Here is a 15,570-nt window from a genome sequence, read left to right on the forward strand (position 1 = left end):
TTTTATGCCGCAAGTCCAAGGCTCACCCGGTATTCGATGGGGCTGAGAGAGCCAAGGGAGATCTTGATCCGCTTCTCGTTGTACCAGCGGATGTACGAGTCGACCACTTCAATGAACTGCTCGATGGTCGTGCCCTTCCAGTCCCGAGGATAGAACAGTTCGTTTTTGAGGCGACCGAAGAAGCCTTCGCAAGCCGCATTGTCCGGAGAACAGGCCTTGCGGGACATCGAGCGGATGAGGTTGGCATCGCTCATTCTTGATAGCCAGCCTGGCCAGCGATAGTGGCCGCCGCGGTCGGAGTGGACCACAGGCCGGTCAGCGGTGTCCGTCACCGTCTCGATGGCTGCATCCAGCATGGTATTGACCAGCTCAGCGTCGGGGCTCGTGCCAATGGTCCAGCTCACCACCATGCCGTCGAAGCAATCGATGATCGGCGACAGGTAAACCTTGCCGGCGGGGATCTGGAACTCTGTGATGTCCGTGAGCCACTTCTCATTGGGTGCCGCAGCCTGGAAGTCGCGGTTGATGATGTTCTCTGGTGCTGGACTGATCTCCCCCAGGTACGAGGCGTATCTGCGCTTCTTGTGCATTGGAACAACCAGGCGCTCCTGCTTCATCAGCCGCTGCACCACCTTCTCCGAGATGTTGACCTGCTGCCTGGTCAGCGAGGCCTGTAGCCTGCGGTAGCCGTAGCAACGGTGGTTCGACTCGAAGATCTCGGTGATGGACTGACGCACTTGGAGGTACTTGTCACCCACCGCTGCGCGGGCCCGATGGTAGAAGTACGAGCTACGTGCAAGACCCAACTGTCCAAGGAGCTCTGGCAAGTCATAGTGCTCCTTGAGGGCGTCAATCAGCAGTGTCTTCTCCCGGTTGGACAGGAGCTGCAGATCGACGCCCAGGCCTTTTTTTAACAGTTCATTGGCCTTGTTCAAGAGGTCCTGCTCAAGGCGCAGTTGCCTGACTTCGCGGCGCAACGCATCAACCTCGCGCTCGAGCTCGTCGCGCTCTTGAGCCCGTGGGGACTGATTGGTGTGTTTCATGGATGCGGGTGCCTCACGTCCCAGAAGCTGGTTCTTCCAGTTGTACAACGTTGGCCGGCACACGCCGAGCTTGTCAGCCACTGCCTGCGCACTTTCCTGCCGAGTGCAAAGCTCCATCACTCCCGCTTGCTTCAAGGACTCGGGATACCTTCGTTGGCCCACACTGCCAACGACAGCCCTCCTGGCCTCAGGGAATGCCTCACGCACCCACTTGGTAAGCGTCCCACGACCGGGGTAGCCCAGCGCCCTCATGGTGGCCGCGATACACCGGTCATGGGTGAGGTAGTGCTCGATGGCTGCAGTCTTCTGCGCCTGCGAGAACTTCGGTTTACGGCCTGCGTAGCCAGCGGACAAGTCGAGCTTGAATTGGTACTCGTTGTACCAACCCTTCAAAGAATTCTTCGTCGGATAGCCCAGCTGCCGTATGGTGGGCCTGACGCGCTTGCCCAGCTTGATGTAGAGCTCAACGGCTCGGATTCGATCTTCGTAGGAATACATGAACTACCTCCTGGTAGTCCAAGTTTTCGTCCGCACCCCCGGTGGGTTAGGTTTGCGTGGAAATCTGCAAGAAGCGGACCGTTCATGCGCCTGCGGCTCGAATAAAGCCAGTCCCCCAGACTGCGTCCTATATCGCATGTGGTGAGTTAGACCATTGGCACGAGCCCAGATGCTGAGCCGGTCAACACCATGCTGGATGCAGCCAAAGAGACGGTGGCGGAAACAGCGACCGACCAGTGGCCCGACCAACTTAACTCATTCTGAGGTGAATTCGATTTTTTGCTTCGCTAATTCGCAATGTCATCGTTGGAGTCATCAGGCCCCTCCCAGCGCAAGTCCAACTTGCCCGGCCTAACAAATGCTTGCTGACGTAATTGTGGAGGTAAAAGTGATTTCTCTACGGCTTGCGAGTGCGCGCGCTAAGTATCGGATGTATTTTATTCGCAGAGGAAATGTCGAGTAGGTGGAGTAACTGTTCTTTCTCCAAATTTGCTCTATTTAGTTCCTGCTGCAGATCAACAAGTTCAGCTCGTGCCTGTTGCAGATCAAGCTCGGTGTCTCTGTGAGACTGTTGAAGTCCAGCATACAATTTTCCCCAAGCGGCAACTCGCTTCGCTAGACTTAGTCGTTCTATTGGAACATCATCGGAAATAGACGATTTATTGGCTAATCTCCATTGTTTAACCCAGTTGAAAACATCCTTCTGATTTTCTGTATAAAAAGTTGTTGGGTGAATTTTCGCCCGTCTTGCTATTTCTGCAAAAGAAATACGCCCTTTGTTATGCGGATAGTTTCCGTGGTTTTCGGCGAGTTCAGTTTCTATGGTGGCTAACGCGGCACGCACGCGATCTTTGACTTCGCCGGATCGTCGAGCTGTCAAGCTCGATGCTTTCCCATCTGGCAGGGAAAGCGATTGGCTTAATGACAGATTATCAGCCTGCAAGTTTTTCAATCTGAAATCCAATTCATTTGCAAGTTTCCTTGTAGTATCTCTCGAACCGTGGGATCTTCCATCCATTTATTATGAAGATCTGAAAATCTCGAGATATTTGTCCGGATCTGCCCGGCCCAGTGTGCTTGCACCAAAAAATCCTTTGACAAAGCCGACGACTTATAGCCTTCAATAGCAGCGCTAATACTTGCGTCCACATCTTCGCGAAGAAAGCCCTCCTCTAGTCGATGATGGCATAAAGAGCTACAGCTTGCAGGCTCGGGATGTCCCTTACTTTTATTGCACGGCCCTGATTCGGTACCAGGGAATTTAGTGCAAACCACTCCTTGGCGCACCAATTGCCAAGCTTTCCCACCGAGCGTAAGAATGCTTGCTAATTCAAGTGCATCTGAAGCGCCCCAATCTACCCCAGACTCGCGGGCACGCTTAGTAGTTTGGTTTACAGCTCTCTGTAGTGCGAGAGCTGCCGGACCTCCGTAACCGCCGAACTGAAGTGAACCTCTTCCCTTCGCCTCAGCTTCCATCATCGCTTCGACAGCCTCTTTTGCTCGCATTATTCGAAGTTCGCGAGATACCACCTCAATATCTGCGCGAAGATTCTCATCGCTCAATATGTACGTCAATGTCATTTCGATGGACTTGTGCCCAAAAACCTGCATTAAGATTTTCGGCGCCTCAATCAGCGCTAGAGCGACAAGCCGTGCAATAGTTTTTCTGATCCGATGGCTTCGCATTCGCTGGCCTCCTGGGTTAGCTTCTAACCCAAGATCTTTTGCATACTTTACAAGTGCTTTATTAATATCTATCAATGGCTCTGTCCGGCGACTTGACGCCGACGTTCCCAGTTGAGCCCATAGGTGATTTCCAAAAAGTGGGGACTTGCTCGGGGGTTGAGCGTCGCGTGAACCGATTTTTTCACCAATGCAAACTAATTTCCTCTGCCGCTCTATTGCGTTTACGGCGGCATTTGGAAGTACCCAGTCACGCTCCTCACCTTCGAATGCATCTACGAGCTTGAAAGTCTTGCCAATTGCATACGAAAGGCCATTTTGGAGTGAATTAGGCAATCTCTCTGTAGATGCAGTAGCTCCGAACGTCTGGCGGCCATTGACATAGATATGATAAATAAATGGGCGGCCTGCAGTGTATTCATAAGCCCCATGAATTGGCTGAAGTTTCTGGGTGGCCAAACGTTATCTACCCTGACTTCCTTGCGCTTTAAATGTGAATTACTGCCGAATTTCGAAAGGGATAGTTCGAAGGGTAGACTGCCAATTTCAACACCCTTACTATCCGTCCACTTGAAGTTCTGTAGAAATTTTTCAACTTGGTGCAAATACTGGTGATACTTTTTCAGTTGAGAAAATTCATGTTCTAGATTCGAGAACATCGAATAAACGAAGTCGGCGGCGGTAAGAATACTTCCGGAAAGCTCTTGAGTTAGCCAAAGGCTACACGTTCCCATGTGCGCTATAAAATCATCCGGCAGCGGCAAATGAGGGTGACTTATTTTTTCTGCCTCTACCTTTTCAGCCGATCCTGCTACAGCGGTAGGTTTATTCAGATGCGGCTTGCTTAGGGGCGCGTCATGCCAAAAGCCGAGATCCCTAAATTTTTTCATTCGCTTAATTTCAGTGAGCAGGCATCCTCGCGCAGATGAACTAAAGGTCTGAAGATTGAATGGAGTATATCCTTCAAAATATTTTATGGGTTTTGAAGATTCGATACCAAAAAACAATGATTTCTGGGAACTTCGACTTGCTATGAGATGGCGGGTGATGCTGTCAGCTAGCAACGCCGGCAAATGTTGGTAGGCGATTATAATTAGGGTTGTAACGTCAAGGGGCGCTCCGTTCCCACGATTCCCCAGTCCTGATGGCCCGATTCTGCAAAGAACCAGATATTTTTTAAGAAACAGTACGGCCCCGATGAGTATCTGGAATGCGAATGCATAACCCCCCTGTGCCCTATTAATTTGGTATCTTTTTGCGGAATCCGCATTAGAAAACAAACTAAAGTGAGCTTTATGTTCGACTGGAATATAACTTAGGATCCGTCGCCATAAGTCAATTCTTCTGAGACCCTCTTGAATAAATGGTGCCCAATGAGCCGGAGTCTCCCAAATTCCGAAGGTGTTGCCATGCATCAGAATAGATTGCAGTTCAACAATCTCAGATACGCCCAAATGTTGGATGCTTTGGAGATCAGTGGCTCTCAATGCATCGTCACAGGTAGAGGTCAGGAGTGAAGGCTCTAAATTCATCGCTAATTTTGTAGGAGATGAATTTTTACTGGCTGATCGCATTTTGCTTTACTCCAGTTATCTAAAGGCCGTCAAATTCGATAGCGCGGTGCTTGTTTTTGCTAATCAGATCAATCCACTTTTCGATTTCGGTATCGGCTTTTTCGCTGTCGTAGAACTTAAGAATTTCCTCTGTATTATTCAGTTCTTCATCGAAGGACGAATTCAGGAATAATGCAATTGACATTCTGCTCTTTATATATCGGAGCTCCGCAACTCGCTTTGCGAGGCCTTGAATACTTTCTGGAAAGACAACCGCATGCTCACAGAGCGTGCAACGTTGAACGGGGCAAAGTGTATTTCCGTCAGCGGTGAAATTTGGAGCAACGGTCTTTGGAGGTTGGGTGGGATTTTTGCAGCCGATATCAAGTCGGCTCCGCAAAAGCATGCGATACGAATTAAGCCTAAGCCGCTCATCGTCGCTTGGTTGCCCGTCGCGTGCCCATTTCGCTAGCACTGATGGTTCAACTCTTTTTGAAATCTTAATTTCATGCCAGAGCGAGTCGCTAAATTTGCTATACAGCTTGTCTGCCTGCTCGTTAATAATATTGTTGTCCAAATATACTTGAGTACTTTTAAGGCTCCGATGACCAAGCGCTTTCATGACATGCAAAACCAGGCCGCCGCTACCACTGTATACGGATGCCGCGAATGCATCTCGAAAATCACTGCCATTTATTCTGTGAATTTTCATGTCTTCGGGCTGCATTTGATTTATATCTTGAACTAATTCTTCAAGAAATGTGCTTCCACCAGATTTTCCACTGCTGATTGCCGAGGCCTCGTTCAGCCACTGAATAGATTGAGAATGACGAGTGACAAAAAGCCAAGGTGATGCAATACCTAAACGAAGTTTCTGAGTTTGAAGGCGAAGGCTATGAAGGGTCTCCGGGGATTTATTAGAAAAACCTAATTCATTTATTCTGCGCTCAAGCAAATTGAGCTCATTTTTTAGTTTGTTCCGAAGAGGCTCCGTACGTCGAATGAGTTCACTGATGATGCCGCCAGGAGAGCCTTGAGTCTTGAAAAGACCTTCGGCCCCGATGGCCAGGTCAAATTCCCCCACCCTTGGCCACCCCAAATTCCCCCAGGCAGGACGGTCGGATTATGACGACTCGGGCGTGATGGCGATGCGTGCGGCAGCCTCCTTGAGGCGGTAGCTCTTGCCCTCGAACTCCAGCATTGCGCAGCGGTGCATGAGGCGGTCCAGGATGGTGGTGGCCATGGTGGCGTCGCCCAGATATTTGCCCCAGTCCTGCACCACGCGGTTGGATGTGATGACGATGGAGCGGCGCAGCTTGTAGCGCTGGTGCACGATGGCCTGCAGCACCTCGGCTGCGTGCTCGCTGATGCGTCTGGCCAGGAACAGGTCATCGAGGATGATCAGGTCCGGTGAGACCCAGTCCTTGAGCAGCTCGGTGCGCTCTGAGTCGCTGGCCAACGCGTAGCGAGCAAACTCGGTGTCGGCTTCCAGGTAACGCGCGTCGTATCCCTGCAGCGTGGCCTGGTAGGCCACGGCCTTGGCCACATGGCTCTTGCCGGTACCGGGCTTGCCGATGATCAGCGCATTGGCGCCCTCGCCGATGAACTTCAGGGTATGCAACTCGAAGCAGGCGCTGCGCGGCAGCTTCGGGTTGAAACGCCAGTCGAAGTCAGCCAGCGAGGGCCGCTCATCCAGGCCCGAGCGCTTGAAGCGGCGCTCGGTCAGACGCGAGCGCCGGCGGTCCAGTTCGTCTTGCAGCATGGCCCCAAAGGTCTCCAGGAAGGGCTCCTGCGCGGCCTGGGCCTGCATCACGCGGGTGGACAGGGTCTCGGCAATGCCGGACAGACGCAGCTCGCGCAGCGCGCGTTCGATCTCGATCATGTTCATGGCTGAATTCCAGGTGCGTTGTTGGTGTTGTTGGTGGTGGTGTTCGCCGTGGCGGACTCGAGCGTGCTCGTGGCTGTGACGGCCGCAGCGTGCGCGAACAGATCGGCGTACTCATCGGCGTCGCGGATGAGCTCGTGCTGCTGGGTCAGCGTGCGCCCGCCGCCGGCGGGCGCACCGCTGGACTGGGTCTCGATGGCGTTGAGCGCCTGGGCAAAGATGGCCTCGGTCAAAGCCAGCACGCGCTTGTAGCTGTAAATCCCCTGCTCCAGGGCCTGTGCGCAGGCGGTGTCGACGCAGTGCGCTGGGTATCGCCTGGCCAGGCTGACGATGCCCCAGAGCTTGCGCTGGCCCACCCGACCCTCGATGGCAAAGAGCAGCTCACACAGCCGTTTGGCGTGCTCACCGATCTCGCCAGCCTGACGCAGGATCAGACGGGTCTCGCGCGAAGGATTGAATACCCGCTCCTCCATGGGCAGCACCACCGTGCCGGGGCGCTCGGCTTTGGCGTGGGTGCGCAGCAAGGCGCCGGTTTGCAGATCGCGGATCTCGATGCGCTGGGCATAGATGCGCACCAGCATCTTGGAGCCGATGTTCGCCGGGCGAGCGGCGTAGCTGCTGTGATCCACCCGCACGCAGCTGTCGTCGCAGACGGTGCGCACCGCCTCCTCGAAATACTGCATGCCCAGGAGCGGCAGAGGTTTGAGGTGGCTGCGCTCCTCCTCGAACATGGCCTGCACCTGGCGCCGCTCGGTGCCGTGGATGCGCTTGGCTGCCCAGCTCTTCTCCCAGTGCGCCAGGAACTCGTTCTGGGCCTCGATGGACTCAAAGCGCCGGCCCTTCAAGGCCGTGGCCTGGGTGTGGCCAATGGCATGCTCCACCGTGCCCTTGCGGTTGGGGTCTCGCACCCGCGCCGGGTCGGCCACCACGCCATAGTGCGCCAGGGTGGCGGCGTAGACTTTGTTGAGTTCGGGCTCGTACAGGTCGGGCTTGAAGACGCCTTCCTTCAGATTGTCCAGAACCACGTACTGCGGGCAGCCACCGAAGTACCGCAGAGCCTGCTCGTGCAACTCGGCCCAGATTTGCTGGCTGGACTTCCAGACCACGCAGCGGAAACTGGCGCGCGAGTAGCGCAGCGTGGCCACGAACAGGCGGGGCTTGCGGTACCGCTCGCTGCCCGGCACGCGGGTGGGCGCGCCCTCGCCGTAGTCCACCTGCATCTCCTCCCCAGGCAGAAAGGACAGGCGGTCGAACTGCTCGGGCTCCTTGTGGCGCAGCTTTGCACAGAAGCGTTTGACCGAGTTGTACTGACCAGTAAATCCGTGCTGGTCGACCAGGTCCTGGAAGATGGCCATGGCGTTGCGCTTCAGACGCAACTGGGCTTCGATGAACTCGCGCCAGGGTTCGCACAGGGAGGTGGCCACCGGCACAGCAGCCGGTGGCCAGGGTGGGGGAATTTGCTGGGCCGAGCCGGTGGCCACCCCGGGGGAATTTGACTGCAGTTGCTCCAGCCAGCGTTGGTGATAGCTCCTGACCGTCTTGCGGTCGATGCCCGTGATGCGGGCGATCTCGCGTTGCGATGTATTGCGCTCCAGCAGTGTCTCTATGGTGGCGCGTTGGTTGGACTTCAAGACATTCACTCCTTGGCCTTCCCTCGAGGAAGACCGGATCAATGTCCTGCCAACAGGTGCCGACGGCGCCGGCGTTTAACCCCTATCCCCGATCAGTTCAGGTGGGGGAGTTTGAGGTGGCCATAGACGGGGGAATTTGGGTGGCCATCAGGGTCGGAGATCTGGTGTGTTTTAGCACGATGTTTAAAGCCTCGTAAAATGTATCGCTTGGGGTCTTTAGGGTGCGGCTCGATTAAATCGTCGTTTACATCTAAGGAAAGCAATACCGCCGCATTCCAACCGCTTTGTAGTTGGCACAGATGGAAGGCAACTCGTACAGACTGTGCGTTCGGATAAAAACCCGCTAGCATATCTGCTAGATTGAGCTCCTGCGAATGGAAATCACGAGCCTTGATGGGATTTTCGCCATCGAAAAAGCTGGGTCGAGGATGATCGTATGCAATTGCAGCATCCTGCAAAAAACGATAGTTTTTAATTAGGCGGTGTTCCTCTTCAGAGGATGGATTCCCTCCAGAAGTTAGCCGGTCGGCCCTCTGCCAAGTATCTAAAGTCTTAAACCACCGTGCCTTGAGTGTTAACCGAATTTTGTCGACCTGCCATGGAGCAGGTATGTGACGCGGTTTCGGTTCGGTCCTCGGGCGTATCCAATGAAGCTGAGGCAGTCCGTCTGCTGTGAGCCTTGCATTTGCCACGCGGACGAAGACACCGAATACGCCTGTTGCCATGCCTCCATCTATGGCCGTTTGTCGGTGTATGAACTTAATATCTGCTACGGTAGATACTATAAATTTTTTAGACCCTGAGCTTCTCAATTCAACTAGATCAAAAACTCGCCACCACTCTCGAAGAGATTTTATGTATGTAGAGACGAGACTTGGAGATCGGTACTCTAGGAAGCTGGCAATGATTGGAGCAAGCTCAAGGATGAGCTGAGGGCGGCCGGAAAAAGGTCCTGCCCATCTCCCAGAAGCGCGGCGAGATGATTCACCCGTGCCAAAGACAGTTAAATTGACAAGGACTGAGCTGTTATCTGTGTGGCCCTTGGTCCAGAAAATGAGGGGGCTTTGAATCGAAGTGGTCGCTACAGGAATTTCTTGGCCATGAGAGTTCTTGCCTGTAGCGTCTGGGCTAAGGCGGTTTTTGTTGTTGTTTCGAATTCCCATGGGTAACAATATAATTTTTAGTCATCGGTCATATTTGGGTCGTAGAGGGTTTGGGTAGTAGTTAGACCGACGCCCAGCATGTCGCTTATCCAAGTTAGATAGATATGCGTGGTGCTTTCATGTGAATGACCGAGTTGCGGTTGAATACGTAATCGGATTATGTCCACGGCTGCAGAACTAAGCACTGACGCCAAAACGTTAGGATTCGTCTGGCGAAAGTGATCGTGCCTTTTAATTTCTTCCCAAAGAACAGAGCATGCCCACCAATCGCGCCCAAGGTGAGGGCTCCAGCCCTTAAACGGTAGGGGAACACTGGTCCATGCCCTATAGAGATTTTTGCCAGTAATGCGCGAACCAGTCGACTCGTTCAAGAACAGGTGAACTGAAGCATCACGAAGAGCTCGTTGCTCCGAAGCAGTTTGTCCCTGTCGAAGCAAAATGCGAAGGGCTTGCAGCCGCCGTTTAGCTCTATAAATATGCATTCGATCAGCAATTGTCTTTGGAATCCAAATTGACCTCGCGGGGCCTATTTTGTCTTCGTGATCAACGCCGTAGCTTGGACCTTTGGTGCCAAATTTAATCTTGATGCGTACTGCTTGTTCACTTATTGGTGCATCCAGTCGATTCACATGCCAGTCGTCTGGATCGAGCGGTAGAGTGTCAATGCGGAAACATGAAACTTCTTCGCGGCGTAATCCTGTACAAAGGACTGTTTCGCACATTAATCCGATTGTTTGGCCCGCGGACGCGTAGATAGAATTCAGCCAATCTTTCACCTGTTTATCTGTTGGCATCTGAAGGTGCCTTTTGTCCTGTCGGACCTTTCCCGCACGTATTGCCACATCCCTAAGGATGTGACCCTTGGAATTATTCGCGGTTGCCCCTTTAACTTTAATGTTGAAGAGTGGTATTTCGAACGGTGCGCGGAATCCCTTGTCACTCATCCACGTGAGGAAATCACATGCTTGCTGTACTCTAAGATTTATGGTGCGTCCGCTCAGTCGGCGATTGTCTCTCGACCAAGTGCCTGTAAGCATCTCGCTTTGATATCGACCGTGAACATGATCATGATATTTACAGGTGTCAATATCAATGCCTCGTACGTCAGTCCATTCAAGAAAATTTACCAGCCAAAATGCATAATTCTTCAGTGTTGTTTCGTTTGGCCTTCCTGAAGGGTAAGAGGAAACTTTGGAGTGCGGGTGCCAAACTCCAAGGCCTCGATCAATTAAATACTGACTCCCAAGTCTATGGTAACCGGGTCTTGAATCGAAAATGCAAGGGATGCGCGCAACTTTCCCAAACCCTTTGCGTTCGGTAATATCCGGTGCACCAAAAAATACAGTGAAGCCCATGGAGAGGGTGTGTTGAGTAAGCGGATTCCGCTTCGCCGAAGAATGGAGAAATTCTATGGGAAAAATTCGAAAGAACAAACCAAATGGAGAAATTTTATAGACCGTTAGATTTTTCCTGATCGTTTCAATAGTTTGGCGAAACTATAAAAATCATTGCGTTTCACTAATTAAAGCAAATCGAGATTTGCGCGCATTTCAATAGTTTGAAGGCGCAGTAAGTTCATCTAAGAGGAGACGAGCAACGGAGTTTGATCGCTTACGTCCAAACCTAGACGAACCTTCCTCGGCCAGGGTGCCCAGCGCACCCAATTGCACCGGACGCGAGCTGAAATAGTTCTACGACAAGGCAGCTCGGCGCTCGGTCAGAAGGCTAAGGAAGGCGTGCAAAACCTCGGGTATCACGCCAGCGCAGCCCGGTAGTGCGCTTGGAGTCGCCTTATGCCCAAGCTATCGGCTCATTTGCATTCGTCTCGCTGGGTTTGCAGGCCCGTTTGGGCCTTGCCGGCGCCAGTTCGGCCCCCGCAGGCGCACCAATCCCTGCAGTTCCATGATGCGCGTTCTGGCATCCACAGACCGCCCCGCGCAAACAGCATCATTAGGCGCGCCGTGCTCGCGGTAGCGCACCATGGCGTAGCCGTACTGCCGCTTGATCACCCTAGCCGGGTCCACTTTGGCTGTGTAGCCCATCCAAACCTGCAAAGCGTCGGTATAGGGCCCGCTCGTGCAGTTCTTCTTCCATGGCCGGATCACTCAGGTTCCACAAGGCCAAACGGAGCAATGAGGGCCACAAGCGCTGCCCGCGGCACGACCTGGTTCATCTCTTCGAGGAAGACTTCCTGCGCGTCTTCTTGAACAAAGGGTCCAGACCTGGGGCTATTTGATCCATGGCGCCATTCTCTTGGATGCTTGGCGCTGAGGAAGGTCAGGCGGGGGAGGTTTTGCAGAGTTCGCTAAGGGAATCCCCAACACGCGAAATGCCAGGGATCCTATTGGAGCACTCGCAGGCTTGTCAGCCGTTGGGAGCTACAAAGACTTGCCCCAACCAAGAGTTGGGAGCGAGAACGGCACCTCGTCTAATGGATGAGGTGCGGGGCTATAACGTAAAACTTCACGCCGTGGTAGGCCCGGCTGGGCTCGACCATCTCGGGGAAGTTGCCGTTGTCCCAGGGGAACTTGCCGCCTTCCACCACCACGCCGCCCATGGTGGTGCCATGGCCGCCGATGTACTTGGTGGCGCTGTGCACCACGATGTCGGCGCCAAACTGCAGCGGGTTGCACAGGTAGGGGCTGGCCACGGTGTTGTCGATGATGAGCGGCACGCCGTGCGCGTGCGCCACCTCGGCAATCGCGGCGATGTCCAGCACGTTGACCAGCGGGTTGCCGATGGTTTCGCCATATACCGCGCGGGTGTTCGGGCGCATGGCGCGGGCAAAGTTTTCGGGGTCGGCCGGGTCCACGAACGTGGTCTCGATGCCCAGCCGGCTGAACCCGACGCCGAGTTGCCCCACCGTGCCGCCATACAGCGTGCTCGCCGCCACGATGTGGTCGCCGGTTTTCAAAATGGCCAGCAGCGCCGCCATCTGCGCGGCCATGCCGCTGGCGCAGGCCAGGGCGGCGCGGCCGTTTTCGAGGCTGGCGATGCGCTCCTCGAACACCGCCACCGTGGGGTTGCTGATGCGGCTGTACACATTCCCAAAGGTCTGCAGGTTGAACAGGCTGCTGGCGTGCTCGGCGTCGTCAAACACAAAGCTGGTGGTCTGGTGGATGGGCGTGGCGCGCGCGCCGGTCACGGGGTCGGGCTGTGCGCCCGCGTGGATGGCGCGGGTGCCAAAGCCGTAGGCATGGTCGGCGCCGGAAGAAGGGTGATGGGCCATGGTGTTGTGCATGAAAAGTGCCTCCAGCGCTTTCTGGTCAAGCGCTGGAAGCTATCAATAAGGGAGTTGCCGCAGCCGCTTGGCGGTGATCACGCCGGTGTTCACGCCCATCCAGCCCAGGCCGCCGAACAGCCGCGCGTGCTCAATTTTTACGCAGCGGTTCTGGATGGCCTGCAAGCCCGCGTCCTCGGCGCGCTGGGCGGCGTCCTCGTTGACCACGCCCAGCTGCAGCCACAGGCAGCTGGCGCCGATGGCGATGGCCTCCTCGGCCAGCGGAGGGATGTCTTCGCTTTTGCGAAAGCAGTCCACCATGTCGATGCGCCCGCCCTGGCGGGCGATGGCCTGCGAGGCGTCGGACAGGCTGGCGAAGCAGGTCTCGCCCAGAATGCTGCCGCCGCCCTGCGCCACCACTGGGTTCACCGGCACGATGCGGTAGCCGTGCGCCTGCATGTACTTGGCGGCAAAGAAACTGGGGCGGTGCCACTGCGGCGACAGGCCCACCACCGCAATGGTGCGGCAGCGGCCCAGCACGTCGCGCAGGGTGCTGATGGTGTCGGGGGTGCGGCTCATGCGGGGCAGTGTACGCAAGCGCGTCTGCCCCCGCCCGCCCCGCGCCGCAGGCCGGATGCGTTGGCGGCTACAGCGTCGCCAGCGCTTGCCGCACCTCGGCCACGCTGAGGATCTCGGTCAGCACCACCGGCGCCTTGCCCGGGGCGTAGAGCACATACACCGGCACGCCGCTGCGGCCGAGCTGGGTGAGGGCGGCGGTGATGGCGGGGTCGCGGCGCGTCCAGTCGGCGCGCAGCAGGGCCACCTTGCGGTCGGCAAAATCGGCCAGCACGTTGCTGTCGACCAGCGTGGTGCGCTTGTTGTATTGGCAGGTCACGCACCAGGCGGCGGTGAAATCCACAAACACCGGCTGGCCAGCGGCCATCAGCGCGGCCGCGCGGTCTGCGGACCAGGGCTGCCAGGCATTGGTGGCGGCGGGGGCGTCGGAGGCAATCGGGGTGGCGCTCTCCACCGGTTTGGTGACATTCTGGCCGATAGCGCTGATCAGCCAAGCGCCACCAGCTATCAAAACAGAAGCAATCACCACCCGGGTGCGGCCGCGCAGCGTGAGCGACCACACCAGCGCGCTGCCGGCCACCAGCAGCGCCAGCAGCGCGCCCGCGCCGTCGATGCCGCTTTGCTGGCCCAGCACCCACACCAGCCATACCACCGTGGCGAACATGGGAAACGCCATGGCGCGCCGGAAGGTGTCCATCCACGGGCCGGGCCGGGGCAGCCAGCCCACCACGGCGGGCACCAGGCTGGCAGCAAGGTAGGGCAGGGCCATGCCCAGGCCCAGCGCGGCAAACACGGCCAGCGCCTGCGCGGCGGGCATGTCCACGGCAAAGCCCAGCGAGGCACCCATGAACGGTGCCGTGCACGGCGAGGCAATGGCCACGGCCAGCACGCCCGACAAAAACGCATCGCCCACCGGGTGGCGCGCCTGCAGCGTGGCCAGGCGCCCCGGCACGAACTGGCCAAACTCGAACAGACCCGCCAGGTTGAGCCCGATCAGCGTGAACAGCCCGGCCAACAGCGCCACCACGGCGGGCGACTGCAGCTGAAACCCCCAGCCCAGCTGCTCACCCGCCGCGCGCAGGCCCAGCAGCAGGCCGCCCAGCGCCAGAAACGACAGCACCACACCTGCCGTGTAGGCGGCACCGGCCAGGCGCTGCGCGCGCCGGTTGCTGCCGTGCTGCGCAAAGCCCAGCACCTTGATGGCCAGCACCGGAAACACGCAGGGCATGAGGTTGAGCAGCAGGCCGCCCAGCAGCCCGCCGGCCAGCGCCGCCAGCAGCGTGCCCAGCGGGGCGCTGGTGGGGGCGGAAGGCGCGGACTGGGCCTGGTTGGCCGCCAGCGCCGCCGCGAGGGCGGGCGACACGCTGGCGCGCGGGGCGGCGGCCCAGGTGCCGCTCACGCTGGCCACGGTGCGCCAGGCGTGGGGCGCTTGCTGGTCTGCGGGGCGCTGGTCGAGTGCCAGCACCAGCGGCAGGCTGGCGGGCGTGTCGCCGCGCTGGGGCGACAGCGGCAGGTCGGCGGTCCAGACATCGCCGTTCCAGGCCTGCGTCCAGTCCTTGCCGGGCACGGCGGCGGGGATCAGCACCTCGGGTGTTTCGGAAAACAGGGCCAGCGTTTGGCCGCGTGCGGCAGCGGGCAGCCCGCGCACGGTCAGTTGCAGGCGCTCGCCCTGTACCCGCACCTGGCTGCCCTGGCCGTCGCCCGCCAGCGCCAGCGGCTGGTCGGCCTGGCTCTGGGCGAAGGCAGCGGCGTGCAGCGCGGTGGAGCCACGCACCGGCAGTTGCAGCGCAAATTCGCCTTCTTCGGGAATGCACTCGACGCGGCACACCAGCCAGGTGGCGCGCAGGCGCACAGCCAGCGTGCCGTTGCCTGCCAGCGGCGCCTGGAAGTCGGGGCCCACCTGCACCGGCACGGGCAGCAGCACCTGGCCTTCGTAGCCATGGTTGGCCAGGGTGCCGATGCGGATGGTGTGGGGCACGGGCCAGGCGATGTCGCCAGCGGTCAGGCCGGCGGGCAGCGTCCAGGTCAGCTCGGTGGGCAGGCCCGAGTCGCCGGGGTTTTTCCAGTAGGTGTGCCACTCGGGCTGGTGGGTGATTTGCAGGCCCAGCCACAGCGGCTGGCCAGGGCCCACGCCCTCGGGCGCGTGCGCGACGAGTTCGGCGCGCACACGGGGCGTGGTGACCACGCTGCCGGCACTGGTGCTGGTGCTGGCCCCCGGTTTTTGGTTGAATTGGGCGCTGGCGCCCGTCCATGAAGCGCTAGCAGCTATTAAAAGCAGAGCGAAAAAGAGGCGCGAGAGCAGACGATAAGACATGGTT

At 57.2% G+C, this 15,570-nt stretch carries 11 protein-coding genes and 2 pseudogenes; all 13 read right to left on the bottom strand.

Translation table 11 applies throughout. The features are described from left to right. Positions 1-2 precede the first annotated feature (2 nt). The 13 genes and pseudogenes from CCX87_RS02695 to CCX87_RS02720 all read right to left on the bottom strand — a co-directional run bounded on the left by CCX87_RS02695 (position 3) and on the right by CCX87_RS02720 (position 15,566). A complete protein-coding gene (locus CCX87_RS02695) occupies positions 3-1,541 on the bottom strand; it encodes an IS3 family transposase (RefSeq protein ID WP_087743513.1) in 1,539 nt (512 codons plus the stop codon). 397 nt (positions 1,542-1,938) lie between these two features. Continuing rightward, positions 1,939-2,493: a hypothetical protein gene (locus CCX87_RS20635; protein WP_143218446.1), complete on the bottom strand. Its 555-nt coding sequence runs from the start codon at positions 2,491-2,493 to the stop codon at positions 1,939-1,941. Continuing rightward, a complete protein-coding gene (locus CCX87_RS20640; RefSeq protein ID WP_157667097.1) occupies positions 2,490-3,560 on the bottom strand; it encodes a hypothetical protein in 1,071 nt (356 codons plus the stop codon). Before CCX87_RS20640 ends, CCX87_RS20635 begins: the two co-directional genes overlap by 4 nt. Then, positions 3,500-4,756, bottom strand: coding sequence for a hypothetical protein (locus CCX87_RS20645; protein WP_143218444.1), 1,257 nt, complete (start codon positions 4,754-4,756; stop codon positions 3,500-3,502). Before CCX87_RS20645 ends, CCX87_RS20640 begins: the two co-directional genes overlap by 61 nt. A gap of 61 nt (positions 4,757-4,817) precedes the next feature. Next, complete coding sequence (locus tag CCX87_RS20650; RefSeq protein ID WP_157667098.1) at positions 4,818-5,861, bottom strand: hypothetical protein; 1,044 nt, start codon at positions 5,859-5,861, stop codon at positions 4,818-4,820. Positions 5,862-5,900: 39 nt separating this feature from the next. Continuing rightward, positions 5,901-6,665 carry an IS21-like element helper ATPase IstB gene (istB, locus tag CCX87_RS02700; protein WP_060983853.1) on the bottom strand — a complete coding sequence of 255 codons (765 nt, stop codon included), beginning with the start codon at positions 6,663-6,665 and terminating at the stop codon, positions 5,901-5,903. Continuing rightward, entirely contained in the window at positions 6,662-8,302 is a 1,641-nt protein-coding gene (gene istA, locus CCX87_RS02705) for an IS21 family transposase (protein ID WP_087743140.1), read from the bottom strand. The genes istB and istA overlap by 4 nt, the downstream gene beginning before the upstream one ends. A gap of 83 nt (positions 8,303-8,385) precedes the next feature. Beyond that, positions 8,386-9,456, bottom strand: coding sequence for a hypothetical protein (locus CCX87_RS20655; RefSeq protein WP_157667099.1), 1,071 nt, complete (start codon positions 9,454-9,456; stop codon positions 8,386-8,388). Positions 9,457-9,473: 17 nt separating this feature from the next. After that, positions 9,474-10,811: a site-specific integrase gene (locus CCX87_RS20660; RefSeq protein WP_143218440.1), complete on the bottom strand. Its 1,338-nt coding sequence runs from the start codon at positions 10,809-10,811 to the stop codon at positions 9,474-9,476. A 685-nt stretch (positions 10,812-11,496) separates the two neighbouring features. After that, positions 11,497-11,697, bottom strand: a pseudogene (locus tag CCX87_RS21225) (IS5/IS1182 family transposase); the annotation flags it as partial. Between the two features lie 214 nt (positions 11,698-11,911). Beyond that, a pseudogene (locus CCX87_RS02710) lies at positions 11,912-12,685 on the bottom strand (PLP-dependent transferase); the annotation flags it as partial. A 54-nt stretch (positions 12,686-12,739) separates the two neighbouring features. Then, on the bottom strand, positions 12,740-13,255 hold the full coding sequence (locus tag CCX87_RS02715; protein WP_087743516.1) for a CoA-binding protein: 516 nt from the start codon (positions 13,253-13,255) through the stop codon (positions 12,740-12,742). A gap of 67 nt (positions 13,256-13,322) precedes the next feature. Further along, entirely contained in the window at positions 13,323-15,566 is a 2,244-nt protein-coding gene (locus CCX87_RS02720; RefSeq protein WP_087743518.1) for a protein-disulfide reductase DsbD family protein, read from the bottom strand. Positions 15,567-15,570 lie beyond the last annotated feature (4 nt).

Source organism: Acidovorax sp. T1 (assembly GCF_002176815.1).
Classification (GTDB): domain Bacteria; phylum Pseudomonadota; class Gammaproteobacteria; order Burkholderiales; family Burkholderiaceae_C; genus Acidovorax.